General features: G+C 66.0%; 17 protein-coding genes, 4 pseudogenes and 2 other annotated features. Of the genes and pseudogenes, 12 read left to right on the top strand and 9 right to left on the bottom strand.

The window, feature by feature from the left end; genetic code table 11:
* Positions 1-92: 92 nt before the first annotated feature.
* The 4 genes from ACWPXE_RS24065 (at position 93) to ACWPXE_RS24080 (ending at position 3,170) form a co-directional block, all read left to right on the top strand.
* Positions 93-353 (top strand): helix-turn-helix transcriptional regulator, encoded by a 261-nt coding sequence (locus ACWPXE_RS24065; RefSeq protein WP_454019846.1) that lies wholly within the window; start codon positions 93-95, stop codon positions 351-353.
* A 43-nt stretch (positions 354-396) separates the two neighbouring features.
* Positions 397-525 (top strand): hypothetical protein, encoded by a 129-nt coding sequence (locus ACWPXE_RS24070; protein ID WP_454019847.1) that lies wholly within the window; start codon positions 397-399, stop codon positions 523-525.
* 1 nt (position 526) lies between these two features.
* Entirely contained in the window at positions 527-1,888 is a 1,362-nt protein-coding gene (locus ACWPXE_RS24075; RefSeq protein WP_454019848.1) for a bifunctional DNA primase/polymerase, read from the top strand.
* 50 nt (positions 1,889-1,938) lie between these two features.
* A protein-coding gene (locus tag ACWPXE_RS24080; protein WP_454018120.1) for an IS3 family transposase occupies positions 1,939-3,170 on the top strand; the annotation gives its coding sequence in 2 pieces (ribosomal slippage) (positions 1,939-2,233 and positions 2,233-3,170; 1,233 coding nt in all).
* Positions 2,223-2,339: a sequence feature (AL1L pseudoknot), on the top strand. It overlaps the preceding gene by 117 nt.
* A 285-nt stretch (positions 3,171-3,455) precedes the next feature.
* Here the strand turns inward: ACWPXE_RS24080 and ACWPXE_RS24085 are convergent.
* Together ACWPXE_RS24085 and ACWPXE_RS24090 are read right to left on the bottom strand one after the other, a co-directional pair.
* Positions 3,456-3,890 (bottom strand): annotated as a pseudogene (locus ACWPXE_RS24085) (transposase); the annotation flags it as partial.
* Positions 3,891-4,046: 156 nt separating this feature from the next.
* A pseudogene (locus ACWPXE_RS24090) lies at positions 4,047-4,262 on the bottom strand (IS6 family transposase); the annotation flags it as partial.
* A gap of 649 nt (positions 4,263-4,911) precedes the next feature.
* Here ACWPXE_RS24090 and ACWPXE_RS24095 point away from each other — a divergent pair.
* On the top strand, positions 4,912-6,021 hold the full coding sequence (locus ACWPXE_RS24095; protein ID WP_454019849.1) for a Fic family protein: 1,110 nt from the start codon (positions 4,912-4,914) through the stop codon (positions 6,019-6,021).
* A 252-nt stretch (positions 6,022-6,273) separates the two neighbouring features.
* Here the strand turns inward: ACWPXE_RS24095 and ACWPXE_RS24100 are convergent.
* The 4 genes and pseudogenes from ACWPXE_RS24100 to ACWPXE_RS24115 form a co-directional block, all read right to left on the bottom strand.
* Positions 6,274-6,531: pseudogene (locus tag ACWPXE_RS24100) on the bottom strand (transposase); the annotation flags it as partial.
* 18 nt (positions 6,532-6,549) lie between these two features.
* Entirely contained in the window at positions 6,550-7,050 is a 501-nt protein-coding gene (locus ACWPXE_RS24105; protein WP_454019850.1) for a hypothetical protein, read from the bottom strand.
* Positions 7,047-7,901 (bottom strand): IS5 family transposase, encoded by an 855-nt coding sequence (locus ACWPXE_RS24110; RefSeq protein WP_454019851.1) that lies wholly within the window; start codon positions 7,899-7,901, stop codon positions 7,047-7,049. The genes ACWPXE_RS24105 and ACWPXE_RS24110 overlap by 4 nt, the downstream gene beginning before the upstream one ends.
* A 100-nt stretch (positions 7,902-8,001) precedes the next feature.
* Positions 8,002-11,865, bottom strand: a complete 3,864-nt coding sequence (locus ACWPXE_RS24115) for a PAS domain-containing protein (RefSeq protein WP_454019852.1) — start codon at positions 11,863-11,865, stop codon at positions 8,002-8,004.
* Between the two features lie 527 nt (positions 11,866-12,392).
* Here ACWPXE_RS24115 and ACWPXE_RS24120 point away from each other — a divergent pair.
* A protein-coding gene (locus tag ACWPXE_RS24120) for an IS3 family transposase (protein WP_454018120.1) occupies positions 12,393-13,624 on the top strand; the annotation gives its coding sequence in 2 pieces (ribosomal slippage) (positions 12,393-12,687 and positions 12,687-13,624; 1,233 coding nt in all).
* Positions 12,677-12,793, top strand: a sequence feature (AL1L pseudoknot). Its footprint overlaps the gene before it by 117 nt.
* A 206-nt stretch (positions 13,625-13,830) precedes the next feature.
* Here ACWPXE_RS24120 and ACWPXE_RS24125 read toward each other — a convergent pair.
* Positions 13,831-14,004: pseudogene (locus ACWPXE_RS24125) on the bottom strand (IS5/IS1182 family transposase); the annotation flags it as partial.
* Positions 14,005-14,269: 265 nt separating this feature from the next.
* Here ACWPXE_RS24125 and ACWPXE_RS24130 point away from each other — a divergent pair.
* Both ACWPXE_RS24130 and ACWPXE_RS24135 read left to right on the top strand, forming a co-directional pair.
* Positions 14,270-14,866 carry a calcium-binding protein gene (locus tag ACWPXE_RS24130; RefSeq protein ID WP_454019853.1) on the top strand — a complete coding sequence of 199 codons (597 nt, stop codon included), beginning with the start codon at positions 14,270-14,272 and terminating at the stop codon, positions 14,864-14,866.
* A gap of 246 nt (positions 14,867-15,112) precedes the next feature.
* Positions 15,113-15,805, top strand: a complete 693-nt coding sequence (locus ACWPXE_RS24135) for a trypsin-like serine peptidase (RefSeq protein WP_454019854.1) — start codon at positions 15,113-15,115, stop codon at positions 15,803-15,805.
* Positions 15,806-15,824: 19 nt separating this feature from the next.
* Here ACWPXE_RS24135 and ACWPXE_RS24140 read toward each other — a convergent pair whose 3' ends face one another.
* Positions 15,825-19,439 (bottom strand): two-partner secretion domain-containing protein, encoded by a 3,615-nt coding sequence (locus tag ACWPXE_RS24140; protein ID WP_454019855.1) that lies wholly within the window; start codon positions 19,437-19,439, stop codon positions 15,825-15,827.
* Positions 19,440-19,633: 194 nt separating this feature from the next.
* Positions 19,634-20,218 carry a calcium-binding protein gene (locus ACWPXE_RS24145; protein ID WP_454019856.1) on the bottom strand — a complete coding sequence of 195 codons (585 nt, stop codon included), beginning with the start codon at positions 20,216-20,218 and terminating at the stop codon, positions 19,634-19,636.
* Between the two features lie 274 nt (positions 20,219-20,492).
* Here ACWPXE_RS24145 and ACWPXE_RS24150 point away from each other — a divergent pair, with 274 nt between their 5' ends.
* The 4 genes from ACWPXE_RS24150 to ACWPXE_RS24165 all read left to right on the top strand — a co-directional run bounded on the left by ACWPXE_RS24150 (position 20,493) and on the right by ACWPXE_RS24165 (position 26,143).
* Entirely contained in the window at positions 20,493-22,181 is a 1,689-nt protein-coding gene (locus ACWPXE_RS24150) for a type I secretion system permease/ATPase (protein ID WP_454019857.1), read from the top strand.
* Between the two features lie 29 nt (positions 22,182-22,210).
* The gene (locus tag ACWPXE_RS24155) at positions 22,211-23,551 is read left to right on the top strand and encodes an HlyD family type I secretion periplasmic adaptor subunit (RefSeq protein ID WP_454019858.1); all 1,341 of its coding nucleotides are present in this window, start codon (positions 22,211-22,213) and stop codon (positions 23,549-23,551) included.
* Between the two features lie 160 nt (positions 23,552-23,711).
* The gene (locus ACWPXE_RS24160) at positions 23,712-24,419 is read left to right on the top strand and encodes a Crp/Fnr family transcriptional regulator (RefSeq protein ID WP_454019859.1); all 708 of its coding nucleotides are present in this window, start codon (positions 23,712-23,714) and stop codon (positions 24,417-24,419) included.
* A complete protein-coding gene (locus ACWPXE_RS24165; protein WP_454019860.1) occupies positions 24,416-26,143 on the top strand; it encodes a ShlB/FhaC/HecB family hemolysin secretion/activation protein in 1,728 nt (575 codons plus the stop codon). The genes ACWPXE_RS24160 and ACWPXE_RS24165 overlap by 4 nt, the downstream gene beginning before the upstream one ends.
* The last annotated feature ends 2 nt before the right edge of the window (positions 26,144-26,145 follow it).

Below are 26,145 nucleotides of genomic sequence, written 5' to 3' on the forward strand. Positions count from 1 at the left end.
GCAGGTAAATTTCGGAACTCGCCGGTCTTGCCGTACCGCACGGAGTACCTTAACGTATAAGGCGTTATCGTCGCAGTAATCGAGGTAACGTCATGAAAGCAGTTTCAAGCGTTCGCTCAGGAGAAAGATTCCTCCTAATCAATGAAGTTCAGAAGATTGTTCTTCTGAGCAAGCCTCGCATCTATACCCTCATTGCAGAAGGCCGCTTCCCAGAGCAGGTTCACCTTTCGGCGAACCGTGTTGCTTGGATCGAGTCTGAAATCCTCGCCTGGCTGAACGCCCGCATCCAAGAGCGTCATTGCAACCGGATGATGGCCCGCGACGATGCGGCCTTAGATACCGGCGCAGCGTAAGACAACGCCCTCTCCCCGTCTATCCCGGCGGGCAATCAAGCGCATGAACGAACCGGCGATGGGCGGCACTGGCCTGCCCACGATGAGCGGCGGCGTGCCGGTGCCGCCAATCCACCGCTCCGTGTCGGGCGGAACGGTGGATCGGCAACCACCTTTGGCTGACGAGCTGTAACATGGACTCTCAAGAGAACAACCATAACCCCGAAGACACGGAACGTAAAGGCCTCACCAATCCAAAAACCAATATGGAATGGGCTCTCCTTTACGCTGATAATGGCTGGCATGTCTTTCCCATTCATTGGATCGAAAACGGCCAGTGCAGCTGCGGAAGGCCCCGTTGTAGCAGCCCTGGAAAGCATCCGCTGACGGCGAATGGCTTTAAGGACGCGACGATCGACCCGCAGAACATCAGGAACTGGTGGGGGAAATTTCCAAAAGCCAACATAGCTGTTGCCACGGAAGTGTCCGGCCTGTTCGTCGTGGACGTTGATCAGGGTCCAGGAAAAGTTGGAGACAAAAGCCTCCAGGCTCTGATGGCCCGTTATCCAAACAAATGGCCGTGCACTGCTATGGCTCGGTCAGGCGGCAGCGGCTTGCACCTCTTCTTTTCCGCTGATTACGATGCGGCGGGAACAGACACCCTGCTCAGCAGGTCTGACGCCCTGGGGCGGCACATCGATACACGAGGCCGGGCCGGTTATCTGATCCTCCCTCCATCCAGCCATAAGTCCGGCGGAGAATACGGGTGGGTTAACCGCGTCAAGCCGGTACCGGTCCCAGACTGGCTGTTGCGTTTGACGCGCGCCGGCGTGTCAAACGACGACATAGGCATGGCCGACGGTGAACGCCCGTTTCCTTACCAATGGGAAACGGACCCGGACACAGGCAAAATAGTCGATGGACGCAAGCAGTACCTTGCTTCCTTGATCTGGAACGCCCGCTTTACGCCTGATGACGAAGTGTCTGTTGAGACGGCAGTCGACCGGATCATCTCCGAATTCCAAGCCAAGGCCGACTTGTCGCGGCCCATGGGCAACGTCGCGGATCGGACGCAGATCATGAAGGATCTGCACCGGGCAATGAGAAAAGCACTAAGCTCAGAAAGGGATGGCCTCTACCCTCAAATCCGGGAGATGGATGGAAGGCTGGCATTGGTAACACTCGTCCGCGATACGGAGAAGATGGTGCCGATTACCACCTTCTTGATCAGACCTATACGGGCTATCCAAGTGCCTGAACGGGGTGAGTTCCTCGACGTGAAACTTGTCGGCGGGTCTGTTGAAGCCAATGTCCGGCTTGCCCCCGATGTCTGGCTTGGCGCCCGCAGCTTCAGACAGGCACTCAACCGTTCCGCAATGGCCTTCACCGGCAGCGACGCCGACGTTCAGCGCATTAAGCATTATCTGTCCACCCTTCCGATGGAACGCATCGCGGGTGTCGCCGTCGCGGGCATGCACGATGGAAAGTTCGTGGTAAGCGGTGGAGCACTCGGCCCCAATGGTCCGGTTCAAGACCTTGTTCTGGCTGGAGAGTGAACCGCGCCGGGTTTCCCGGAGGCTCCGTTTCTTGAGAGACTGGGGTCATCATGACGAAACCGGCATCACCCAAATACGCTCCTGAAGTCCGCGAACGCGCGGTTCGGATGGTCTTCGAGCACGAAGGCGAGCACGCCTCGCAGTGGGCGGCGATCAGCTCGATCGCGGCGAAGATTGGCTGCAACCCCGAGACACTGCGCGGCTGGGTCCGGCAGGCCGAACGCGACCAGCGCAAGCGGCCCGGTCCGACGACGGACGAACTGGAGCGGATCAAGGCGCTGGAGCGTGAGGTCCGGGAACTGCGCCAAGCGAACGAAATCCTGCGCAAGGCATCGGCGTATTTCGCCCAGGCGGAGCTCGACCGCCCGTTTCGGAAATGATCGCCTTCATCGACGCGCATCGCGCCGTCCACGGGGTCGAGCCGATCTGCAAGGTGCTGCCGATCGCCCCGTCCACCTATCACGCCCACGCCGCCCGGCGGGTCGATCCGGCCAAGGCGCCGGCCCGCTCGCAAAGAGACGCGGAGCTGGGTTTGGCTATCCGACGGGTCTGGGACGAGAACTTCCAGGTCTATGGAGTGCGCAAAGTGTGGCGGCAGCTGCGGCGGGAAGGCCTTGACGTGGCGCGCTGCACGGTGGCCCGGCTGATGAAGCGCATGGGCCTGAAGGGAGCGATCCGCGGCAAGGCGGTGCGGACCACGATCAGTGATCGCGCGTCGCCATGCCCGGCTGACCGGGTAAACCGCCAATTCCAGGCGCCACGCCCGAATGCTCTGTGGGTGGCTGATTTTACGTATGTCGCCACATGGCAGGGCTTCGTCTACGTAGCCTTCGTCATCGACACGTTTGCCCGCCGGATCGTGGGCTGGCGGGTGTCGCGCACCGCCCACGCCGGCTTCGTGCTGGACGCCCTGGAGCAGGCGCTCCATGAGCGCCGGCCGGCCAAGGGCAGCGGCCTCATCCACCACTCGGACCGCGGATCGCAATACGTGGCCATCAAGTACACTGAGCGTCTCACCGACGCCGGCATCGAGCCCTCCGTGGGCAGCGTCGGCGATTCCTACGACAACGCCTTGGCCGAGACCATCAACGGCCTCTACAAGACCGAGGTGATCCGGCGCCGTGGGCCATGGCGCACCTTGGAAGCCGTCGAGTTCGCCACCCTGGAATGGGTGGACTGGTTCAACCACCGCCGCCTGCTCGAACCCATCGGCAACATTCCTCCTGCCGAGGCCGAAGCGCGCTACTATGCTCAAACCGAGGGCGTCGCCTTGGCGGCGTGACTCAAACCGAATGGCCTCCGGGAAACCCGGCGCGGTTCAAAACCCTTATCCCGTTCGAGCCTCGTAAACGGTTCGACCAGATGCTCCCAGGCCTCGTCTGCGGACAGGAAGCCAGACAGCTGCGCGCAGAAACCCATGAACTTGTTGCACCATTCGTAGGGCCGCTGAGATGCATTCCAATACTGGATATCAAAAGGCGGGTTCACATAATCAATCAGCCATGCCACTAGATCGTCGACAAGGCGAAGGATGGCGACCCGCTGATCCTGATCCGACATGAACAGAGGCGTGGACCCGCTCGTCGATCTCCTCGCACAGGCGGCTGACCTGGCTCTTGGAGATACCGGTCATGCCCATCGCCTTGACCAAGTCATCGACGTTGCGCGTGGAGATGCCCTGCACGTACGCCTCCTGGATCACGGCGATCAGCGCCTTCTCCGCTGTGCGCCGCGGCTCCAGGAAAGCCGGGAAGTAGGAGCCGCGTCGCAGCTTGGGGATGCGCAGATCGATGGCGCCGGCGCGGGTCTCCCAGGTTCGCTCGCGGTAGACGTTGCGCTTGGTCAACCGCTCGTCCGAGCGCTCGCCGTAACCGGCGCCGGTCAACGCCTCGACCTCCAACTCCATCAGGCGCTGAGCGGCGAAGCCGACCATCTCGCGCAGGAAGTCGGCGTCGGCGCTCTTTCCAATCAGTTCGTGAAGAGCGATCCTGTCCCCGGTCATCGTGTCACTCCGTCTCGGTTGATGGTCGTCAAGCAACCTCAACTTAGCCGAAGAGCACGGTGGCCGCCCGCTCCTGGACGGCTGGCCCGCCTGCGCCAGCTATGGGGACCGCTCCGGCGGGCCAGCCTCACGTCTCAGACACCACTCGGCGGGACACGGCCGCGCAACGCGCAACCGGTCCGCGATCTCGCGGCCGAACTTCAAGGCCCATTGCCGCACCGTCTCATGGCTCACGGTGATGCCGCAGGCCGCCAGCATCTCCTCGACCATGCGCAGGCTCAAGGGGAAGCGGAAGTAGAGCCACACCGCCGTCGCGATGACCTCGGCGGGAAAGCGGTAGCCGATGTAGCGGGGGACACGGGGCGTCGTCATGGCAACCCTATACCCGCACCCCCGCCACCGTCGACTTGATGGTGCCGCTCAGTGCTTAGGGTCCGTCCTGCGACGCCGTCCATCGACCCTACAGACGAGAGATTCGACGAGCAACTGGAGCAGATAGAGACCGGAGTAAAGGCGATCCTGCGCCTCCACGAATGGGCATCCGAGAACGCCCCGTTGCTCGCCAAGCTACACGACGGACGTTGACGGGGTCGTGACGAATCCTGTGGTTCGTCGTGGTTCGTGGAAAAGGATCGTGGGATTTCTGGCCGGAATGCCGTTAAATACGACCCCGGTTTCCCGGCTGTCCAGGCATCATTTCGCCGCCACCACCAACGGTGGAGTAGGCCATGTCCGGAGCCGCCTCGACAATGCGTCGACAGTCACCGTCACATGAGCGCACCTTGCGTGCGTACGGCGGATGGAAACATTGAACACAGCAGCACCCATATCTTTTTGTTCAAGGTTTATGGGATAACCTTGAATAAGATGGCGCCGCAGCGCTTTCTGCTCAAGGTTTCGGGAGAGCCCTATGCGCCGCGAGGATTTGCATCATCACGTCAGAGAGCGCTTGGTCCGCCTACCTGAGCCGCACCAAGCGCACCACGGCGTTGTCCCCTTGCCCCCGCCCGAGGACGCCGTGATGCTGGCGCCGGTCCTGGCGCGCAGCGAGGCGGCGAACCGCGCTCTGGCACGGGTGGCCACCCTCGCCGCCGAGCTCCACGACCCGTACCTGTTCAGCCGCGTGCTGACCCGGCGGGAGGCGGTGTCCTCCAGCGGCATCGAGGGAACGCACTCAACCCTGGACGAACTCCTGTCCGTCGAAGAAACCGAGGACGCCGAAGCGACCGAGGCCGCCATTCAGGTTAAGGACTACGCCCTCGCGCTCGACGCTTTCCTGCCGCTCGCCCGGGAACAAGGCCCAGCGGTGTTCACCGTCGATCTGCTGCGGGAGCTGCACCGCACTGTCATGCGCGGCGACACGACTTATCGGGATGAGCCCGGAGAACTCCGGAAGATTGTCGCGTGGATCGGTGGAGGCGGAGACATCGCCTATTCGACGTATAACCCGCCGCCACCCGCCTTGGTGCCAAAGTGCCTAGCGCAAACCGTCGAGTACCTGCGCTGCCGGGGAATGCAGACGCAGACGCAAGGGCTGCTGACCCGCATGGCGATCGGACACGCTCACTTCGAGGCGGTGCACCCATTCCGCGACGGCAATGGTCGTGTCGGGCGCCTGCTCCTGCCGCTGATGATGGCGGCTGATGGGCACGTGCCGCTCTACCTGTCTCCTTACATCGAGGCGCACAAAGCCGGCTACTACGCTGCGCTGAAGGAGGCGCAGCAGCGCCTCCAGTGGCACGCCGTTGTCGGCTACCTCGCCGATGCCGTTGTGGGGACCGTCGAGGAGCTCATGATCACGCGCGCCGCCCTAGCGGAGCTTCGCAGGGTCTGGCTCGGTCGCCGGCGCTTCCGATCCGCATCGGCCGCCCTACGAGCGCTCGATGTGTTGCCGCACTACCCGGTCATCACCGTCAAGCGTCTGGCGACCATACTGGGCGTCACGTTCGAAGCGGCCTCCAGCGCGGTTGATCAGTTGGTTACTTGCAGGATCCTTGAGGAGCGCACGGGGCACCGCCGCAACCGCCACTTTGCTGCGGTCGAGGCCCTTCGGATCATCAACCGCCCCTTCGGCGCCGAACCGGCGCTGCCCGGCGGCCCCCTCGGAGGCGATCAGGCCGATGCTAATTGAAAATTCCCACCGTTGCACCTGAGCCAATCTATCGAACGGATCTCCGCCGTGCTCGATCAAGGCGACATTGTTATCACCGTTGGCAACGGTTGGATCATCCTCGTTGTCGACGGCGGGGCCATTCACGGGCATGTCTTCACCCGCGCCAGCACCGCCGCGGGCGCGTTTCTCGCCCAAGGCGACCGAGGCGTTGGTTCGGCGGATCGAGGAGAAATTTGGGGTCCATCCGCAAACCCGACACTGCTGGCGAAATCAGGTAGCGCCTGCAAGCCCGACGAGTTGGCCGAAGTGCGACCGCCGGGTTGGCGCGATCGGGACGCCGGCCAGCCAGTCGCCGATCCTGACCAGGTTCATGGCGGCGGCGATAGAAACGTGCTGGAGACGGGTCTTGGCGAGGCCGACGTACCGAGCCCGGCGCAGGCCGAAGCGGCGCACCCCCTGGGACAGGGCCGCCTCCACCCCGGCCCGCAGCGCGTGCACGGCCCGGAACTCCGGAGTCCGTTCGCGCTTGCGCGCGGCCTGAAGCGCTTAGAACTCCCGTCGATCGCGCAACGTCATCACCCGGCGCGACGCCGTCGGACCGGCACAGTCCGCGCGGTTCGGACACGGCTTGCAGTCAGCCTGGGAGAACTTCACTTTCACCGTTTCCCAGCCGAACTCGGTACTTGCCGTCCAACCCGAGCTTTTGACCCCTCTGGGGTACGTCACGTACTGGGCGTCCCAATCGACCTGGAAGGCGGCTGCGGCAAAACCCGTTGCCAGGCGCGCCTGCCATTGCAGGTCGGGGAGGGTCGGCCCGACCAAGTCAACGCCGAAGTCCCGTGTGGCCTCGATCAGAAGAGCGGCGTCGAGGTAACCGCCGCCATGGGCAGCCGCGCCTTCATCCGCACCACCCAGCTCTATGGCCGCCGTGGTGAGGCCATCAGCCTGGACGAGATCGAGCGAAGCGACCGCTGCAAGCGGCTGATCGATGGAGGCCCTATCGTTCCACTGCAGCGTCGTAGATTGCAGGCAACGCTGACACGTCACCCGGCGCTGGCTGGCTGGCGCGGCAAACCCTCCACGAGCGCGCGCAGGTTGTAGCCGGATGTTGCCTGCCACGCCCTGCGGCCATCAGCGGCGATGGCCTGCAGATGCCGATCCCGCTGTGTTGGTGCGCTCTGCGCGGTATCGCTCGGTACCGCCGTGGAGCGCGGCGGCACGACTACACCCGCCCCTGGGTGCCGCTTGGTCACGGCTTCGTAGACGCCGCTCTGGTCGTAAGCGCCGTCGGCGATGACGGCAACGAGGGGCTCGGCAATCCGGTCCAGCAGGGGGCCGACTTGCGAGGCGTCATCGACGTCATGATCGGTCAGTGTCGCGGCGACGATGCGCCCGGTGGCGGCGTCCAGGCCGATGTGCAGCTTGCGCCACGCGCGGCGGCGGCGCGTGCCGTGCTTCTCGATCAGCCAGTCACCGGGGCCGCACAGCTTCACACCGCTGCTGTCGACCAGCAGACGGACCGGGTCGTTGGCTGTTGTCAGCGGGGTGGGGACGGTGACGGTCTTGGCTCGGCGGCTGAGCGTGGAATGATCCGGCACCGCCAGATCGAGCCCGAGCACTTGGACGAGGGAAGCGACCAGACCCTCGGTTTGCCGCAGAGCCAAGCGGTACACCGCACGCAGCATCAACGCCGTGAGGATCGCCAGGTCGGAGTAGGTGCGCTGCCCGCCCGGTGTGGATCGGGTCTCGGCCCGCCAGCGCTCCACGGCCTCGTCGCTGAACCACACGGTCAGGCTGCCACGCGCCCGCAGCGCGGCATCATACTCTTGCCAGTTGCAAACCCTGTATCGCTGCTTGGGGATGTGATGGCGGCGAGCGGCGTTGGCTTTGAACGGCATCGGCTGGATCAGAACAGGGAAGGGTCAACGGCGCCTCCCCTACAATGCCGCCCCGCCATCCGCAATCCCCGCCTCGCTGCAACAACGTCAAGTTGCTGGGCTAAGCGGCGTCACGGAAGAGTCGCATCAATGCCTCGTGCAGTTGGCGCGGGACCACCGGCTTAATGACGATTTCCAGCCCCTGCTTGGCCACCTCGTCGCGCAATTCAGCCGCCGTCTCGCCAGTCAGGACCATTCCCGGCAGCGTGATGCCTGCCTGTTCCCGAATGAGGCGCACCGCATCCACGCCGGTCTTGTTCGCCCCCAGCCGGTAGTCGCTGACGATCACCGCCGGGGTGCGTCCATCCGTCTTGAGCCGCTCCAATGCCTGCTCCGCCGATGCCCCAGCCACGGTGTCAAATCCCCAGCCATGGAATATGTTGCACAGGCCCAGAAGCACGTCCGCCTCATCGTCAATCAGAACAACCAAGCGCCCCCCACCATGGGGGGCCACGGCGGCGAACGGTTCCGGAGCCTGCACCGCCGCCGCCTCGCCGAGCGGGACGTCGATCGTGAACACCGATCCCTGTCCCAAGGTGGAGCGGACGGTCACCGGATGCTCCAGGAGTTTGGCCAAGCGCTGCACGATCGACAGCCCCAGGCCGAGACCCTTGGTCCGGTCGCGCTCCGGGTTGCCGATCTGATGGAACTCGAGGAAGATGGCATCCAAATGGTCCGGCGCGATGCCGATGCCCGTGTCGTGCACTGTGATTCGCGCGCACCCGTCAGCGATCCGGCACTCCAGCCGGACGCTGCCGCGCTCGGTGTATTTGATCGCGTTCTCGACCAGATTGCGGATCATACGGTCGAGCAGATGGCGATCGCTGCGCACCGTCATATCGCGCAGAATGTCTGCCTGGAAATCCAGCCCTTTGTGGAGGGCCACCGGCGCAAACGAGGCGCCGATGTCGTCGAGCACCGAGGACAGCGGGAAGCTCTCGATGTCCGGCCGGATCACTTCGGCGTCCAGGCGGGAGACGTCGAGCAAGCTGTCCAACAAGCCCTTCAGGGCTTCAAGATTGCGCTCCAGCGTGGCCAGGGCGCTTTTCCCGCGCGCGGTCTGCACATGGCCGTGCAAGGTGGCGGCAAACAGGAACAGCGCCTGCAACGGCTGGCGCAGGTCGTGGCTGGCGGCGGCAAGGAACTTCGATTTCGCCACACTGGCCCGCTCGGCCGCCCACTTGGCCTCCCGCAGTTCCTCCTCCATCCGTCGGCGCTCGGTGATGTCGACGTTCAGCCCGGTGATGTGCGTCGGTTGACCGTCGGCGTCGTAGCGGATGCGCCCCATGCCAATGAGCCATCGAATCTCGCCGTCGGACAGACAGACACGAAACTCGATCTGGAAACGCTCCTGGCCGGTGGACAGCGCGTCGTGGACAATCCGGTCAACCTGTTCGCGGTCTTCGGGCACCACCGCCTCCAGCCAGACCTCGTAGCCCGCGGCGATGAGGCCTGCCGGGAGACCGAAGAGCGCTTGGTTCTCCTCGGACCAGAAGACCTCGCCGGTCGTGAGGTTCCATTCCCAGGATCCTGCCCGTGCCGCCACCAGTGCGTCTCTGAGACGCTCCTGGCTGCGGAGGACGGAGTCCTCCATTCCCTTGCGCTCGGTGATGTCAAGGCTGACGCCGGTCAGCCGCAGCGGTATGCCGTCACGATCGCGAAGAACCCGACCCACGTTCATCAACCAGCGTTCCCCCCGGCTGGGGTGGCGGATGCGATGCTCGAGGGTGTAATCGCTGTTTGACGAAGCCAACGCTGCCCGCACCGCGTGTTGCACAGAGTCGCGGTCGTCCGGGTGGACCCAGGGCAGCCACGCTTCATAAGTTGGGGTGAACAACTCCGGCGCCAAACCGTGCAGCGCGTAGACTCCCTCCGACCAAGTCAGCGCGCCGCTCCGGATGTCCCAGTCCCAAATGCCCGCATTGGCCGATGCCAAAGCGAAGTTCAAGCGCTCCTCACTTTGGCGCAGTGCTTCCTCAGCCTGTTTGCGCGCGGTGATGTCGATGTACAGGCCGCTGGCGCGAACCGGCGTGCCGTCCGGGTCGAAGACAAAACGCCCCAACACCGAAACCCAAACCATGCTGCCGTCCGGGCGCAAGACGCGGTGTTCGACGCGGTAGGTGGGGTCGGTCTCGCGGATGATCCGTGCGCGCTCGGACAGCACACGGCACAGGTCCTCGGGATGAATGAGGCCGAACCAGGTGTCCAGACTGATGCTTGTCCCATTCGGTTCCATGCCGAACAGGCGGTAGCTTTCCGCAGACCAGATGATTGTGCCGGTGCGCAGGTCGGTATCGAAGGTTCCGGCCCGTGCCGATGCGAGAGCGAAGGCCAGGCGCTCCTCGCTCCGGCGGAGCGCCTCTTCCATGATCTTGCGCTCGGAAATGTCATGGAAGATGGCGACCGCCATGACGATGTGCCCGTTTGCATCCCGGACGGGTGCGGCGCTGACGGTGAAGGTGGCAATGGCTCCGTCACCGCGGCGGTAGCGCATCTCCCCATGGACGACCGTTTCGCCATACCGCAGCGCGCGGGCCAGCGGGTACTCGTCCGCCTGATACGGCGTGCCGTCGGGGTGAACGGCGCCATACACGGCGTAGTCATCGAAGGTCTTGGCGATGTGAACCGGATGCCCGATGAGGCGTTCGGCCGCCGGGTTGTGCAGCAGAAGCCGGCCATCGGGCGCGGCGGTCGCGAACACCCCCGAGGGCAAGTGGTCGAGCACGCCCTTGAGCAGCGTCCGCTCCTTCTCAAGCTCCTGCGCCAACCGTTCGCGTTCCCCCTCGGCCATCCTGCGCGCCGTGATGTCCTGGAAAAACACAACCAGACCCTCCCGCGAGGGGAAGGCCCGTGCGACGAAATGCTGTCCGATCAGCGGTCCGGCGAATTCGACTTCGCACGCCCCACCGGCGTCGAGCACCTGACGGCAGCAGGACCAGAACTCGGTGCCGACGAACTCGGGGTATGCGTCCCAAAACACGCGCTGGGCCAGATCACCGCGCTCGCCCAGGCTTGACTTGGCGCGGCCGTTCATGAAGATCACTCGCCAGTCGCGGTCCAGCTCCATCACGGCGTCGGTTGTGCTTTCCAGGACCGCTGCCATTTTCATGGCCGCTTGGGCGGCCTGAGCGTGAGCATCGGCCTGCCTCTGAAGGATTTGCGCCCTCTCATCGTGCCGTCGTACCCATAGGGTGACGAGAAGGATGCTCAAGGCTGCAACGAGTCCGGCGACAACCGAGATGACAACCGCGTTCCGCCGCCATCCGGCGAGAAGTTTGTCCTCGGCCAAGCCGACGGTGACAACCAAAGGAAAGCCCGGAACCGCGCGGTAGCTGATGATGCGCGGGGTGCGGTCGATCATGCTGAGAAGGCGGTAGGTGCCGTGTTCCCGCGCGGGCAGATGCGCCTGGAACAAATCCATCGTCGCGTAGTCTTTGCCAACCGCGGCCTCGTTGTAAGGGGTGCCGACAAGCAGAACACCGTCGCGTCGGAACAGCGCAATGCGGTCGTGTTCTCCAAGCTCCAGTTCACGGTAAAACCGCTCGAAATAGCGGGGCTCGATTGCCGCGACGGCTACGCCACCGAAACTGCCGTCCGAGCGCGTGATGCGACGGCTCATGCTGATGAAGCTGACCCCGGCCGACCGGCTGACAAGCGGCTTGCCGATGCGCAGGCCAGGGCTGGGATCGCTGACGTGGGCGTCGAAATAGTCACGGTCCGCCACGCTGAAGGGGGGTGTTTCGGGGCTGCCGGTGCTCTGGGTGATGAAGCCGCCCGGACCGACCACCGTTAAGGCCCAAACCTGGGGCAACGCGTGCAACCGTTGGCGCAGGGTGCTCTCGAACGCCGGGTCGTGCTCACGGAGCCCTGGAGACAGCGTCAATGTGTCAATGATTCCCGTCAAGGTCAGATCGACGGCCTGCAAGCCCCGAGCCGTCTGCTCTTCCAACACCCGAGCCAGGGCGTGCGCCGACCGCTCGCCGGCTTGCAGGGTGCGGGCCCGGTCAAGCCATAGCCAAGCTCCGGTCCCCAGGGCCAGTATGATCAGCGCGACGGCGGTAAGGAGGACGGTGTGGTTCCAGAAACGGCGAAAGAAGGCACAAAATTTTATAACATTCATTGCAGGTTACCGCTATCGAGACCGCAGAGATTGCCGGCTTCTTCCCATATCAAGTACAGTGCAGTGTTGATAAAGGGCGGTCAAGCTGAACTCCGGCTGTGGTTCTCTGTGGTGCGCTTCCTAAACCGGAAATATAAAAATAGAGGGATGACCTGGGGTGCTCACATTGATGGGGCTGTTCCCTTGCCATGTCTCGGGGTGCCGATGCAAAGTAGCTGGCTGCGTGGTCTTGATCAACCCAACGGACTTTGGCACACAAATTGGCGTGATGGTGGTGTCTGAACCGCGCCAGGTTTCCCGGAGGCTCCGTTTCTTGAGAGACTGGGGTCATCATGACGAAACCGGCATCACCCAAATACGCTCCTGAAGTCCGCGAACGCGCGGTTCGGATGGTCTTCGAGCACGAAGGCGAGCACGCCTCGCAGTGGGCGGCGATCAGCTCGATCGCGGCGAAGATTGGCTGCAACCCCGAGACACTGCGCGGCTGGGTCCGGCAGGCCGAACGCGACCAGCGCAAGCGGCCCGGTCCGACGACGGACGAACTGGAGCGGATCAAGGCGCTGGAGCGTGAGGTCCGGGAACTGCGCCAAGCGAACGAAATCCTGCGCAAGGCATCGGCGTATTTCGCCCAGGCGGAGCTCGACCGCCCGTTTCGGAAATGATCGCCTTCATCGACGCGCATCGCGCCGTCCACGGGGTCGAGCCGATCTGCAAGGTGCTGCCGATCGCCCCGTCCACCTATCACGCCCACGCCGCCCGGCGGGTCGATCCGGCCAAGGCGCCGGCCCGCTCGCAAAGAGACGCGGAGCTGGGTTTGGCTATCCGACGGGTCTGGGACGAGAACTTCCAGGTCTATGGAGTGCGCAAAGTGTGGCGGCAGCTGCGGCGGGAAGGCCTTGACGTGGCGCGCTGCACGGTGGCCCGGCTGATGAAGCGCATGGGCCTGAAGGGAGCGATCCGCGGCAAGGCGGTGCGGACCACGATCAGTGATCGCGCGTCGCCATGCCCGGCTGACCGGGTAAACCGCCAATTCCAGGCGCCACGCCCGAATGCTCTGTGGGTGGCTGATTTTACGTATGTCGCCACATGGCAGGGCTTCGTCTACGTAGCCTTCGTCATCGACACGTTTGCCCGCCGGATCGTGGGCTGGCGGGTGTCGCGCACCGCCCACGCCGGCTTCGTGCTGGACGCCCTGGAGCAGGCGCTCCATGAGCGCCGGCCGGCCAAGGGCAGCGGCCTCATCCACCACTCGGACCGCGGATCGCAATACGTGGCCATCAAGTACACTGAGCGTCTCACCGACGCCGGCATCGAGCCCTCCGTGGGCAGCGTCGGCGATTCCTACGACAACGCCTTGGCCGAGACCATCAACGGCCTCTACAAGACCGAGGTGATCCGGCGCCGTGGGCCATGGCGCACCTTGGAAGCCGTCGAGTTCGCCACCCTGGAATGGGTGGACTGGTTCAACCACCGCCGCCTGCTCGAACCCATCGGCAACATTCCTCCTGCCGAGGCCGAAGCGCGCTACTATGCTCAAACCGAGGGCGTCGCCTTGGCGGCGTGACTCAAACCGAATGGCCTCCGGGAAACCCGGCGCGGTTCAGCCAGAGGTGATCAGGCGCTCCTGCGCAAGATGAGCGTCCCCAAGCTGGTCGAGACGTTCAACCCTTGAAGTCGACGACGGTCTCGATCTTCTGGGCAGGCAGAGTCCGAGCATGCAGGCTGCGCTCCCAGCCGTGTCGCTCGGCACCGCACTCAAACGTAGCGGGAAGTCTGCCGCCATGAACAGCCAAAGGCCAAGCGCAACATCAAGCCCGTCTCAATCGCGATGTCGGGGTAGGGCGCTGGCCGGCCGCGCCGACCGGACCTGAGCGTCATCGGTCCTGCGATCACCCCGAACGTCCCCCAGATTGTCCGATCACCGCGCCAGCGGAGCGCCGCATCCCCACCGCCACACCGGAGCGCCTACGCTTCCTCACCAACTGCCCATGGCTTCCATGCGTCTATGCCGAAGCACCGTGGCATCAAGCTGCTTCACAACGAGGGTTGCCGTTGAAATCAAATGAAATGCACCACTCTTCGATGACTTCAAAAGAAAGAATACAATAAAATATTTATAAGTAAAGTGAAGAGGTGAACTTATCTCGGAAGACGCATGCGCTTTAATCCTTCTCACAGGGCGACGCCCTGCCAACCCAAGGAGGATATCATGCGAATTGTTCCGAACGCGACCGAGGGCTCTGACGTTCTTCAGGGAACGTCCATCAACGATACTTTCAATGGACTTGGTGGTGGCGACCAGATTTTCGGCGGGGCCGGCGCGGACACCATCAGCGGCAATGACGGCGACGACGTGATCTTCGCCGACGTCTATGCCGGCCAAAGCGAACCCAGCCTGGGGACCGACACCGAGGGCACGTGGAACAAGCTGTTCGGCGATGCCGGGGACGACGTTCTGATCAGCGGCGCCGGTTTCGATGACCTGTGGGGCGGGGTCGGCAACGACACGCTGACCGGCGGGGCCGGTTGGGACTGGTTCGTGTTCCAGCCGGGCAGCGGCGTGGACGCCATCACCGACTTCACGCCGGGCAGCGACCAGATCATCGTCATGTCGAACATGAACGGGGCCGGCGATCCGGTGCTCAGCCAGAACGCCGACGGCACGGTGGTCGACTTCGGCGCCGGCAACGCCGTGCTGCTCCAAGGCGTCGCCCTGGCCGAGCTGCCCGCCGACGCCATCGTCACCGCCCCCTACAGCGACGTGGCGTCCTTCTACAGTACGGCAGTAAACGCCCTTCTGGGCTGATCGCAAGATCGGCCAAGTTTTCTTGGATCAGGTTTTCCAATGGTGAAACTTCGGGCCCCGTGCTATTCGCGCGGGGTCTTTTTTCGGAAGATCAAATAACTACAGATGAAAATATTCTTTCTGTTCTTGAACAGATTCAGTGATCTCTTCGACTTGGCGTACTTCGTTCCTGGGATTGAATGACGGTGTTCGGGATCGGTGCCCGGAACTTTTCATCCATCGGTTTACAGCACAGGAGTTACAGCGATGTCCCAAGTCGAAGTGACCAGCCAGACCGAGTATCCTTGGCAGAGCATTGTCTTCATCACCTCCACCTACGCGAACGGCGAGGTGCACACCGGGTCCGGCGTGATGGTCGGACCGAATGACGTCCTGACGGCATCCCACGTCGTCTACGATTCGACGACGGGCCAGAGCCCGATCGAGGTCACCGTCACCCCGGCCTTCGACCCGTCCCCCTTCACGGCGCCGTTCGGAAGCGCGAACGCCGTCTCGTGGCATTACAACGCCAACTTCGATCCGAACGGGGACGGCCTGATCGTGTCCGGCAACGGCGGCGCGGGCCTGGAAGGGGTGGAACTCGACTATGCGTTGCTGGATCTCGGCGTGGCGCTGGGCTACGAGACGGGCTGGATGGAGATCGATCCGACCTTCGTGTCCGGCAGCGTCAACCTGACCGGATTCCCGGATCTGTATGGCAACAACATGATGAACGACATGGGCTGGGTCGCGGACAACCCGTTCGACGACTTCATCGACATCAGTGGCCTGGAGGTCCATCCCGGCAATTCCGGCGGGCCGGTCTGGTACGAGGAGAACGGCGTCGGTCACGTCGTCGGCATCGTCTCCACCGGCGTTGCCGCCCATGATGTCATAGCGAGCTACGGCACGCTGCTCGACTGGATCGCCGATAATGACCGCCTGATCGCGGCCGCCTGATCGCCAACGTGTGACCCGTTCAGGGGAAGGCCTCCGGTGGGGCGAAGCCGGAACCAGGGGCCTTCCTTTCGCCCGCCCATCGGCAACCCGGCCTCGCAGCCATCTGGAACCGGAGCGGCGGTGCCGGCCTCGATGCGTCGCGGTCTTTCCGGCTCGCCGGCCCGCCGTAGGGGGAGGGAAGGGCGGCGGCGGGGTCCAGCGGCAGGCCGCCACCGTTGCCGACGATCAGGCTGCTGCTCGCCCGCCCGCCCCGGCCGGCGCAGGTGTCGCGCAGCAGGTCCCGGCTGCCCAGGAAGCTCTCCGGCAGCTTGACCAAGCTACTGGCGATGGTGTTGTCGGGCGCCGGGGTGGAAACAGTCCCCGACACGCTCTCGGCCGAAGACGCTTCGATCACCGTCGTGGGAGAGGACAACAGCTGGTCGGCCCGGATCGTGATGTTGCCGCCATTGCCTTTCTGCGCGTTGGCCTGGATTCGGCTGTCATCCAGCACCACGAAAGGCGGATCGACGACGATGTTGCCGCCGCTGCCGGTGCCGCCGGCGACTGAGGTCGTGATCGCGCTTTCGTGCAGGTCGAGCAGCCGGCCGACTTGGATGGTGATGTCGCCGCCGTTCGCCGTGGTGGTCTGGGTCCGGATGGCCGCACCGTCCAGCGCCAACTGGTCCGTCGCCGTGATCGCGACCGGTCCGCCCGTCCCCGTTCCCTCGCCTTCCGCGCTGACCGTCCCGTCCCGGCGCAGGAGAAGATCGCCTGCGCGAATGGTGACGGAGCCGCCATCGCCGGTCGAGCCCGGCTGGGCGCTGCTCAGCACTCCGGTCGCTGTCGGGACGCCCTGGCGGTCGATCAGCAATTGGCCGGCCTGCACCGTCACCGAGCCGGCATTCCCCTTCTCGAAGGTGGTGCTGCGGATCTGGCCGCCATGGGTCAGGGAAATCCACTCCGCCGTCGTCACATGGACGATGCCGCCCTGGCCGCCCGAGCCCTGTTCCGCGCTGCTTCCGATTCCGGTCAGGCGCGGCGGACCGTCGACGCCGTGGATCGACAGCGATCCGGGCTTGACCGTCACGGCTCCGGCATCGCCCTCGCCGAAGGTGTTGCTGCCGATCTCACCGCCGTTGAGGATCGCCAAGTCGCCGGTGGTGGTGACGCGGACCGTCCCGGCGTTGCCCTTGGAGCTGGGCTCAGCGTTGCTGGAGATGCCGGTGAAGACCTCATCGGGGATACCCATGATCGCCAGCGTTCCGGCATTGACCGTCACCGCCCCCGCGTTGCCGTCACCGAAGGTGTCGCTGGTGATGGAGCCCCCCTGGCTGATCGCCAGCATGCCGGCACCTACGGTCACCGTGCCAGCGTTGCCCCCCCGCACGGCGGAGCCGGTCTCCCGATTGGCGTTGCTGGAAATGCCTGTGAAGCTCTGTCCGCCGTCGCCGGTGATGGCCATTGAATCGGCCCACACGGTGACGTTGCCCGCGTTGCCGGAACTGAAGCCGTTGCTGCCGATCTCGCCACCCTGGTCGATGGTCAGCGCGCCGGCCGAGGCGACGCCGACCGTGCCGGCATTGCCGCTGGAATGGCGGTTGGCGTTGCTGGAGATGCCGGTGAAGCTTGTGCCGTGATTGCCGGTGATCGACAGCGACCCGGCGGTCACGATGACATTCCCGGCGTTTCCCGTGGTGAAGGTGTTGCTGCCGATCTCACCGCCGCTTGTGATGGTCAGCGGGCCTGTCGTCATCACGCGAACCGTGCCCGCGTCGTTGGCGGAGCCGTTGTCGGCGTTGCTCGTGATCCCCGTCAGGACAGACGTCCCGGTTCCGGTGATCGACAGCGAGCCGGCGGTCACCGTGACGTCTCCGGCGTGACCGGCACTGAATGTGTTGCTGCCGATCTCGCCTCCGTTGGCGATGGTCAGCGGGCCGGCGGTGCTGACGCGGACCGTGCCGGCGCGCCCGCCGCCGCTCGTGTTGGCCTGAATGCCGACGAACACGCCCCTGAAATCGCCGAAGACGCCTTTCACCCCGGTGATCGACAGGCGTCCGGCCTCGACCGTCACGTCGCCGGCGCGGGAACTTCCAAACGTGTTGCTGGCGATCTGCGCGTAGGGGCCGGACAGGTCGATGGCGCCGGCACGGACGGAAACCATGCCCCCGGTCCCCGTCGCGGTCTCCGTGACCTGGCTGATCAGGCCCGTGAACACGTCGCCCGCACCGCCGGTGATGGTGATCGTGCCCGCGTCGACGGTGACGGGGCTGGCATTGCCAATCCCCTCGATGCGGCTGCCAATCTGGGCGGTGTCGCTCATCCGCAGCGGTCCGGCGATCCCAAGCGTGACCGACCCGGTGTCCCCGGTCGCCCAGGGATAGCCCTCGCTGACAATCCGCGACCGCACGCCAGCCGTCGAGTCGCCCGACATGGTGAGGCTCCCGGCGTTCAGGGAAATGTCGGCGGCCTTGCTTGCCCCGTAGGTGCGGCTCAGAATCGCGCCGCCCTTGTGGATGTCCACGCTGCCAGCGGCGATCGTGATCGGGCCGGCCAAGCCGTTCGCGAAGAAGGCCGCCTGGCTGTCGATGAGCGTCGAGAAGGTCTCCCCGATGCCCTCGATGGACAGGCGGTCGGCGATGACTGTGATCGGGCCGGCACCACCCTGGCCGAAGGCAATGCTGCCGACGCGCGCTCCCGCGCGCAGCGTCACGTCTCCGGCCTGGAGGCTGATGGGCGCTCCTTGGCCGCTCCCCGTCGCGACGCTGATGAGCGCACCGCTGGCAATGTCCAGAGACCGGCTTTGGACGTCGAGGCTGCCCTTGGCGTCGGCGCCGCCGGTGTTGTTCGTCGCGACGGTCGCGTTGTCGATCGTTAGGGAGCCCCCACGAATCCGGACGCTGCCGCCACCGTTGCCGCTGGAGGCGATGGACGCGTGATCGTGCAGCCGGATTTTCCCCTGCTTGGCGGCGTTCACGGTGCCGTCGGTGAGGCGCACCTGCCCGGTCTGGGCTACGGACGCCACGGTCACGCTCCCGCCCGGCGCCTCGACGCGGCCCGTCGTCCCGCCGCGCACCTCTATATCGCCGCCGACCAAGGACAGGGCCTTTCCCGGCTTCACGGATATCCGTGCGCCATCGACCTTCAGCGCCCCCGTGGGCCGGTCGAGGAAGCCGAAGGCGGCCGGCGGGGCGGCGGTGAAGCTGCTCCCGCTCTTGTCCAGAGCGGAGAAGCGCGCGCCGTCGGCAAAGTGCACCTCGTGCGCCGTGCCGACATGCAGGCTGGCCGGTACGTCGACCACGGCGTTGGGGCCGAAGGTCATGCCGGCCGGGTTGATGAGGTGGACATCGGCCTGCCCGACCGTGGAGCGCAGCGTGCCGTCGATCGCCGACGGGCTGCCGCCGGTGACCCGGCCGATCACGTTGCGCACGTTGCCCGGCCCGGTGAAGGTCACCGTCTGACCCTGGTTGACGTTGAAGCGGTCGAAGCTGTGGAACAGATTCCCACCGGCCTGGGTGCCGAGGCTGGCGCCGATCTCCACAACGTTGCCCGACAGGCTCACGCGTGGGCCGGTGGTGCCGTCGGTGGCGATCTGAGCCAAGGCGGTTGCCGGTGACAGCAGGGCGACCAAGGGGGTGAGCAGGAGTCTCCGCCGCATGCGACGCCCTCCGCGTTCCGAGTGCCGGCCAGCTTACCCCCCAACGGCATCCGCCCGACACGGCGCAGAGGCGGATGCGTTTCGCCTTTTGTGACTGCGGAAAAGATGAGCTGACAAAGAAAGAGCTCCGCGCGGATGGCGCGGAGCCCGAGGTTTCTCATATGGCAAATCCGAAGCGGAAGGAAACGTGACGCTCAGCCCAGGAGGGCCTCCACCGCGGTGGTGTAGAAGGACGGCCCGTCGCTGTAGGGGGCGGTGACGATGGCGTCGGCGGGCAGCTCGGCCAGGGCGACGCCCTGGAGCAGCACGGCGTTGCCGGCGCCGAAGTCGACCACCGTGCCGTCGGCGTTCTGGCTGAGCACCGGATCGCCGGCCCCGTTCATGTTCGACATGACGATGATCTGGTCGCTGCCCGGGGTGAAATCGGTGATGGTGTCCACGCCGCTGCCCGGCTGAAACACGAACCAGTCCCAACCGGCCCCGCCGGTCAGCGTGTCGTTGCCGACCCCGCCCCACAGGTCGTCGAAACCGGCGCCGCTGATCAGAACGTCGTCCCCGGCGTCGCCGAACAGCTTGTTCCAGGTGCCTTCGACGTCGGCCCCGGTGCCGCCGCCGTAGCTGTCGGCATAGATCATGTCGTCGCCAGCGTTGCCGTTGATGGTGTCCGCCCCAGCTCCGCCAAAGATCTGGTCGTTGCCGCCCAGTCCCTTGAAAGTATCGTCAATGGAAGTGCCCTGCAGCGTGTCGGTGCCTTCGGTCGCGTACGCAATGATGGTCATCGCAATCTCCGTGGTGTGACTGGGCATCGCCCGGTGATTGAGATTAAAAAGCATTGGGGGCTCGGCATCAGTTCACGCCATCACCGTGCATTGCCAAATTTTGGTATTTTATTTCCTTTGCAGTCCGTTGGAATTTCTGGGGCAGCTTTGCAGGAATTGCGCGGAACACTGCGAGGTGGTGGTGGCGCTCACTCCCCCGCGCACAAGCCTGTGGCGGAATGACGGCACGCCGTGGGGATGGCTCCGGCGCACCGGAAAGGGAAAATCGCCCCTCATGTCACCGCTCGCCCCCGCCCGCCGCTGCCTGGTCGCCGCCGCGGGCTTCAGCGCCGCCATTAACGTGCTCGCGCTGACCCTGCCGCTTTATTCCATGCAGGTGTACGACCGCGTCCTGTCCAGCGGCAGCCTGGAGACGCTGCTCTATTTGACTGTGATCGCGCTGGTCGCACTCGTCTTCGTCAGCTGGCTGGAGATCCTGCGCGCCCGCCTGTTGCTGCGCGTCGCCAGCTGGGTGGAGCGGCGCTTCGCCCCGGAGTGCTTGCGCCGTGCGCTGACCACGCACGGTGGCCGGCAGGGCGCCGATCTCACCACCCTGCGCGAACTGGCGGTGCTGCGGCAGACCATGGGCAGCCCCGTCGTCGCCGCCCTAGCCGATGTCCCGTGGGTTCCGGTCTATCTGGTGGCCTTGTTCGCCCTGCACCCGTTGTTGGGGCTGGTGGCGGCCAGCGGCGCCCTGACGCTGTTCGCCATCGCCTGGACGGGCGAGATGCTGACGCGGCGCGCCGTCGCCGCCTCCGCCGAGGCCGGCACGACCGCCCAGCGCTTCGTCGAGGCCGCGGTCCGCTCGCGGGAAGAGATCCATTGCATGGGCATGTCGGCCGCCGTGGTCGAGCGCTGGGCGGAGGGAAACGACGCCGCCCTGGACCAGGGGGAGCGCGCCTGCGCCCGGCACGCCACCGCCTATTCCCTGACCCGCTGGGTCCGCTTGGTCGTGCAGGTCGCCATCATGGCGGTCGGCACCTATCTGGTGGTTGATCATGCGATCACCGGTGGCGCCCTGTTCGCCAGCGCCACCCTTCTCGGCCGTGCGCTGGCTCCGGTGGAGCAGGTGATCGGTGCATGGCGGACGCTGGCGGCGGCGCGTGCGGCGTGGCGGCGCGTGGCAGCCCATCTTGAGACACCGGCGCCGCGGCGCACCGTCCGCGGCCTTCCGCCGCCACGGGGACTGTTGTCGGTCGAAGGCATCGCCGCCAGTCCCATTCCCGGTGCCCGGTCCCTGCTGAAGAACGTCTCCTTCGCGATGGAACCGGGTACCGTGCTGGTGGTGGTCGGCTCCTCCGGAGCTGGGAAGACCACGTTGGCGCGAACGCTGGTCGGCGCGCTGCCGGCCCAGGCCGGGGTGGTGCGGCTGGACGGTGTGGACGTGGCGGGCTGGGACCGGGGCGAACTCGGGCGCCATGTCGGCTATCTGCCGCAGGACGGCGACCTGATCGACACCACCGTCCGCGCCTTCATCGCCCGCATGGAGGAGGCCCCGCTGGACCGCGTGACCGAGGCGGCGACGATTGCCGGCGTCCACGACATGATCCTGCGCCTGCCCCAGGGTTATGAAACCCGCCTCGGCAGCGGAGGCTTCCTGCCGTCCGCCGGCCAGCGCCAGCGTCTGGCGCTCGCCCGCGCCGTGTTCGGCGACCCTCGCCTCGTCGTGCTCGACGAGCCGGACGCCCATCTCGACGGCACCGGCGAGGCGGCGTTGCAGAAGGCTATCGCCGCGCTGAAGGCGCGCGGCGCCACGGTTGTCGCCACCAGCCACCGGCCGAACCTGCTGCGCGTCGCCGACTGCGTGCTCGTCCTGCGGGACGGCGCTGTGGCCCGGTTCGGTCCGCGCGACGAGGTGATCGCCGCCCTCGGCCAGCCCCGCCCCGCCCAGGCTCGGGAAGCCATCTCCTCTTCCGCCGCCTAACCCTCGTTTTCGCGACAAGGATCCCCGCCATGACCAGCATCGCCGACACCGCGAACTCCGCCAACAACTCCACCGCCGCCCCCAACCCCGGCCGCATCATCCTGGCGGGCGTCCTGTCCCTCACGGTTTTCACCGGCGTCCTTGGCGCTTGGTCCCTGACGGCACCGCTGGACAGCGCGGCCGTGGCAGCCGGACACGTGGTGGTGGAGAGCCGCCGCAAGACCGTGCAGCATCTGGAAGGCGGCATCGTGCGCGGCATCCTCGTCGCCGAGGGCGCGCGGGTGGAGGCCGGCGCGCCGCTGGTCGTCCTGGACCAGACCCAGGCGCGCAGCGCGCTGGACACGCTGCGTTCCCAGCAGGATGAACTGCTGGCCCGCGAGGCCCGCCTGCTGGCGGAGCGGGCGGGAGCCGACGAGGTGGCCTTTCCGCCGCATCTCGCCGTCCGCGCCGCCCACGACCAGGATGCCCGCATCGCCGAACTGCTCGACGGGCAGCGCCGCCTCTTCGCCGCGCGGTGGGAAAGCCTGCGGGGTCAGGTGGACATCCTGATCCAGCGAACCGCCCAGCTCGACGCCGAGGCCGACGGGCTGCGCGCCCAGGTCGCCAGCACGGAAGTCCAGCTGAGCCTGATCGCGGAGGAGATGCAGGACGCGCGCACCCTCGTCGCCAAGGGGCTGGAGCGCAAGTCGCGTCTGCTGTCGCTGGAACGCGAGGCCGCGAACCTCGGCGGCCGGCGCGGCGAATATCTCGCCTCCATCGCGCGTGCGGAGCAGCGGCGCGGCGAGACCGAGCTGCAAATCCTCGACCTGCGCAACAAGCGCGCGGAGGAACTGGCGACGGAACTGCGCGAGGTGCAGGGCAAGCTGCGCGAACTGGACGAGCGCTTGCACGCCGCCGGGGACGTGCTGGATCGGACGGTGGTGCGAGCACCGGCCACGGGCATGGTGATGAACGTGCAGGTCCACACAGCAGGTGGCGTCATCGGGGCCGGCAAGCCGATCCTGGACATCGCGCCGGACGACGACAGCTTGCTGATCGAGGCCAAGCTGCGGCCGACCGACATCGACAACGTCCACACCGGGCTATCCGCGCGGATCCGCCTGACCGCCTTCAAGCAGCGGACGACCCCCGTCCTGTCGGGCCGCGTGACCTATGTCTCCGGTGACGCGCTGACCGACCAGCGCACGGGCGATGCCTCCTACAGCGCGCACATCGTGGTGGACCGCGGCGAGTTGCAGCGGGCCGGCGGGCTGAACCTCCAGCCCGGCATGCCGGCGGAAGTGATGATCGTGACCGGCCGCCGCACCGCCGCCGACTATTTCCTGGCCCCACTGACCGACAGCTTCGCCCGCGCCTTCCGCGAGGAGTGATGCCGGGGCGGCGTCCGAACGCAGCACGGCACGCCGGTACCAAACATTTCGAAATTCGGATAACCCCGATGCTCCATTGGCACGGGCTTTCCGGGTGACGTTAAGTGGGGAGGCCGCAACCGATGGTTCGGATCTCCCTGGAGCCACATGGGAGGGATTCGTGCGTCGCTTCGATCCGGTCTTCAAACGCCAGCTTCTTCTTCAGCACGACCTGTTCCGCTGCATCAGCGGCAAGGACGTGGATGCGATCCTCGCCTTCGCGGGGGAGCGCCGGTACAAGAATGGCCAAACCATCTTCCAGAAGGGCGATCCAGGCAGCGGCATGATGGCCGTGCTGCTGGGCAACGTCCGCATCGGCACGATCTCCGAAAGTGGCAAGGAGATCGTCTTCAAGGTCGTGGAAACCGGCGGTATCTTTGGCGAGATCGCCTTGCTCGACGGGCGCCCGCGCACCGCCGACGCCACCGCCATCGGGGACTGCGTGCTTCTGGTCATCGAACGGCGCGACTTCGTGCCCTTCCTGGAAAAGAGCCCGCAGGTCGCCATCAAGATGCTGGAGGTCATGTGCGACCGCCTGCGCCAGACCAGCCTGCTGGTGGAGGATCTGGCCTTGCTCGACCTGCCGCAGCGCATAGCCCGCCTGCTGGTCCGGCTCGGCGCCAGCTATGGCCGCCGCACCCGGGACGGGCTGCGCATCGACCTGAAGCTGTCGCAGAAGGACCTCGGCAACCTGATCGCCACCAGCCGCGAGAGCATCAACAAACAGCTCCGCGCCTGGCAGGACGAGGAACTGATCGCGATGGAGAACGGCTACATCACCCTGCTGCAACCGCAGCAGATCGCCGACTACGGCCAGCCGGCGCGGTGACCCGGTGCCCGCGCATCGCCGGGGCCATGGCCCTGCTGATCGCCACGGCGTCATCGGCCCAATCTCAAATCATGCCGGCCCAACTCACACCCCCGCTGCCGGAGCGGAGCACGCGCGAACGCCCGGACCTTCCCGGCTTCGAACCCTCCGGACCGGACATCCTGCCGCCCCCCGTCCTCGACCGGCCGGACCGGGCGCCGCCGCTCTCGCAGGCGCCACACGTCTTCGTGAAGGGCTACCGCTTCGAAGGCAACACGGCGATCCCCACGGCCGAGCTGGTGGCCGCCGCCGCCCCCTTCGCCGGACGGGAGGTCGACGCCGACGAGTTGCAGGAACTTCAGCGGCGCCTGACCGAACTGCACATCGAGCGGGGCTTCATCACCTCCGGCGCCGTGCTGCCGGACCAGGACGTCACCGACGGGATCGTCACCGTCCGCATCGTGGAAGGCGTGCTTTCCGGGATCGACGTGACCGGGACCGGCAGGCTCGACCCCCGCTACGTCGAACGCCGGCTGGCGCGCGGCGTCACCACGCCGCTGGACGTCAATGCGCTGCGGGAGCGTGTGCTGCTGCTGCTCCAGGACCCGCTGATCGAGCGCATCAACGCCGAACTCGGGCCGGGCGAACGGCTGGGGGAAAGCCGCCTGGACGTGGCGGTGACGCGGGCGCGGCCCTACGCGCTGTGGCTGAACGTCGACAACGCCTCGTCCCCGACCACGGGGGAACTGCGGGGCAACGCGTTCGGCATCGTCCGCAACCTGACGGGCTGGGGGGACGCGTTGGAGATCGTCCTGGAGCAGACGCGCGGCTCCCACGACTATTGGGCGGCCTTCGAGCTTCCGGTAACCTCCGCCGGTACGACGCTGCGCTTGCGGGCGGAAAACGCCCGTGCCCGCATCGTGGAAGCCCCGCTGGACGAGCTGGATATCGAGAGCCGCGTGCGCACCTACGAGGCCGGCGTCTCCCACCCGGTGATCCTGACCGCGCGGGACCGCCTGGACATCGGCCTGACCCTGTCGCGCAACCGGGCGGAGACCTTCCTGCTGGGACGGCCCTTCACCTTTTCCGAAGGGGTGGACGACGGCCGGGCGACCCTGACGGTGCTGCGCCTGTCGCAGAACTGGCTGCGCCGCCGGCCGGAGGAGGTGATCGCGCTGCGCTCCGTCTTCAGCCTGGGCATCGACGCGCTGGGGGCCACCGTCCATCATGAGCCGGGCACGCCGGACGGTCAGTTCCTCGCCTGGCTCGGCCAGTTCCAATGGGCGAGGCGCCTGGACGAGCGGGGCAACCAGATCGTGCTGCGGGCCGACGTGCAACTCTCGAACGACACCTTGCTGCCCAACGAGCGCATCGCGATCGGCGGCTTCGACACGGTGCGCGGCTACCGCGAGAACACGCTGGTCCGCGACCAGGGGCTCGTCCTGTCGCTGGAGGGGCGGTTTCCGCTGTTCCAGGTCCCGCTGCCCCCGCTGTCGCGCGATGCCGAGGACGGGCGCGTGTCGCTCGTCCCCTTCCTGGATTATGGCCGGGGCTGGAACCACGGGGAACTGACGCCGGCCCCGCGCGCCATCGCCAGCGTGGGTCTCGGCCTGCGCTGGGACGTCTCACCCGACGTCAGCCTGCAACTGACCTACGCCCGGCCCCTGCGCGACGTGCCGGACGCGGATGGCGACTCCCTCCAGGACCACGGTGTGCAGTTCCGCGTCACCGCAAGGGTTTTCTGAGA

It is taken from the genome of Azospirillum sp. Marseille-Q6669 (genome assembly GCF_965111635.1).

Coding starts and splice junctions, on each gene's coding strand:
- ACWPXE_RS24065 (WP_454019846.1), top strand. CDS start 93: ATGAAAGCAGTTTCAAGCGTTCGCTCAGGAGAAAGATTCCTCCTAATC.
- ACWPXE_RS24070 (WP_454019847.1), top strand. CDS start 397: ATGAACGAACCGGCGATGGGCGGCACTGGCCTGCCCACGATGAGCGGC.
- ACWPXE_RS24075 (WP_454019848.1), top strand. CDS start 527: ATGGACTCTCAAGAGAACAACCATAACCCCGAAGACACGGAACGTAAA.
- ACWPXE_RS24095 (WP_454019849.1), top strand. CDS start 4,912: ATGCTGGCGCCGGTCCTGGCGCGCAGCGAGGCGGCGAACCGCGCTCTG.
- ACWPXE_RS24110 (WP_454019851.1), bottom strand. CDS start 7,901: ATGCCGTTCAAAGCCAACGCCGCTCGCCGCCATCACATCCCCAAGCAG.
- ACWPXE_RS24130 (WP_454019853.1), top strand. CDS start 14,270: ATGCGAATTGTTCCGAACGCGACCGAGGGCTCTGACGTTCTTCAGGGA.
- ACWPXE_RS24135 (WP_454019854.1), top strand. CDS start 15,113: ATGTCCCAAGTCGAAGTGACCAGCCAGACCGAGTATCCTTGGCAGAGC.
- ACWPXE_RS24140 (WP_454019855.1), bottom strand. CDS start 19,439: ATGCGGCGGAGACTCCTGCTCACCCCCTTGGTCGCCCTGCTGTCACCG.
- ACWPXE_RS24145 (WP_454019856.1), bottom strand. CDS start 20,218: ATGACCATCATTGCGTACGCGACCGAAGGCACCGACACGCTGCAGGGC.
- ACWPXE_RS24150 (WP_454019857.1), top strand. CDS start 20,493: ATGTCACCGCTCGCCCCCGCCCGCCGCTGCCTGGTCGCCGCCGCGGGC.
- ACWPXE_RS24155 (WP_454019858.1), top strand. CDS start 22,211: ATGACCAGCATCGCCGACACCGCGAACTCCGCCAACAACTCCACCGCC.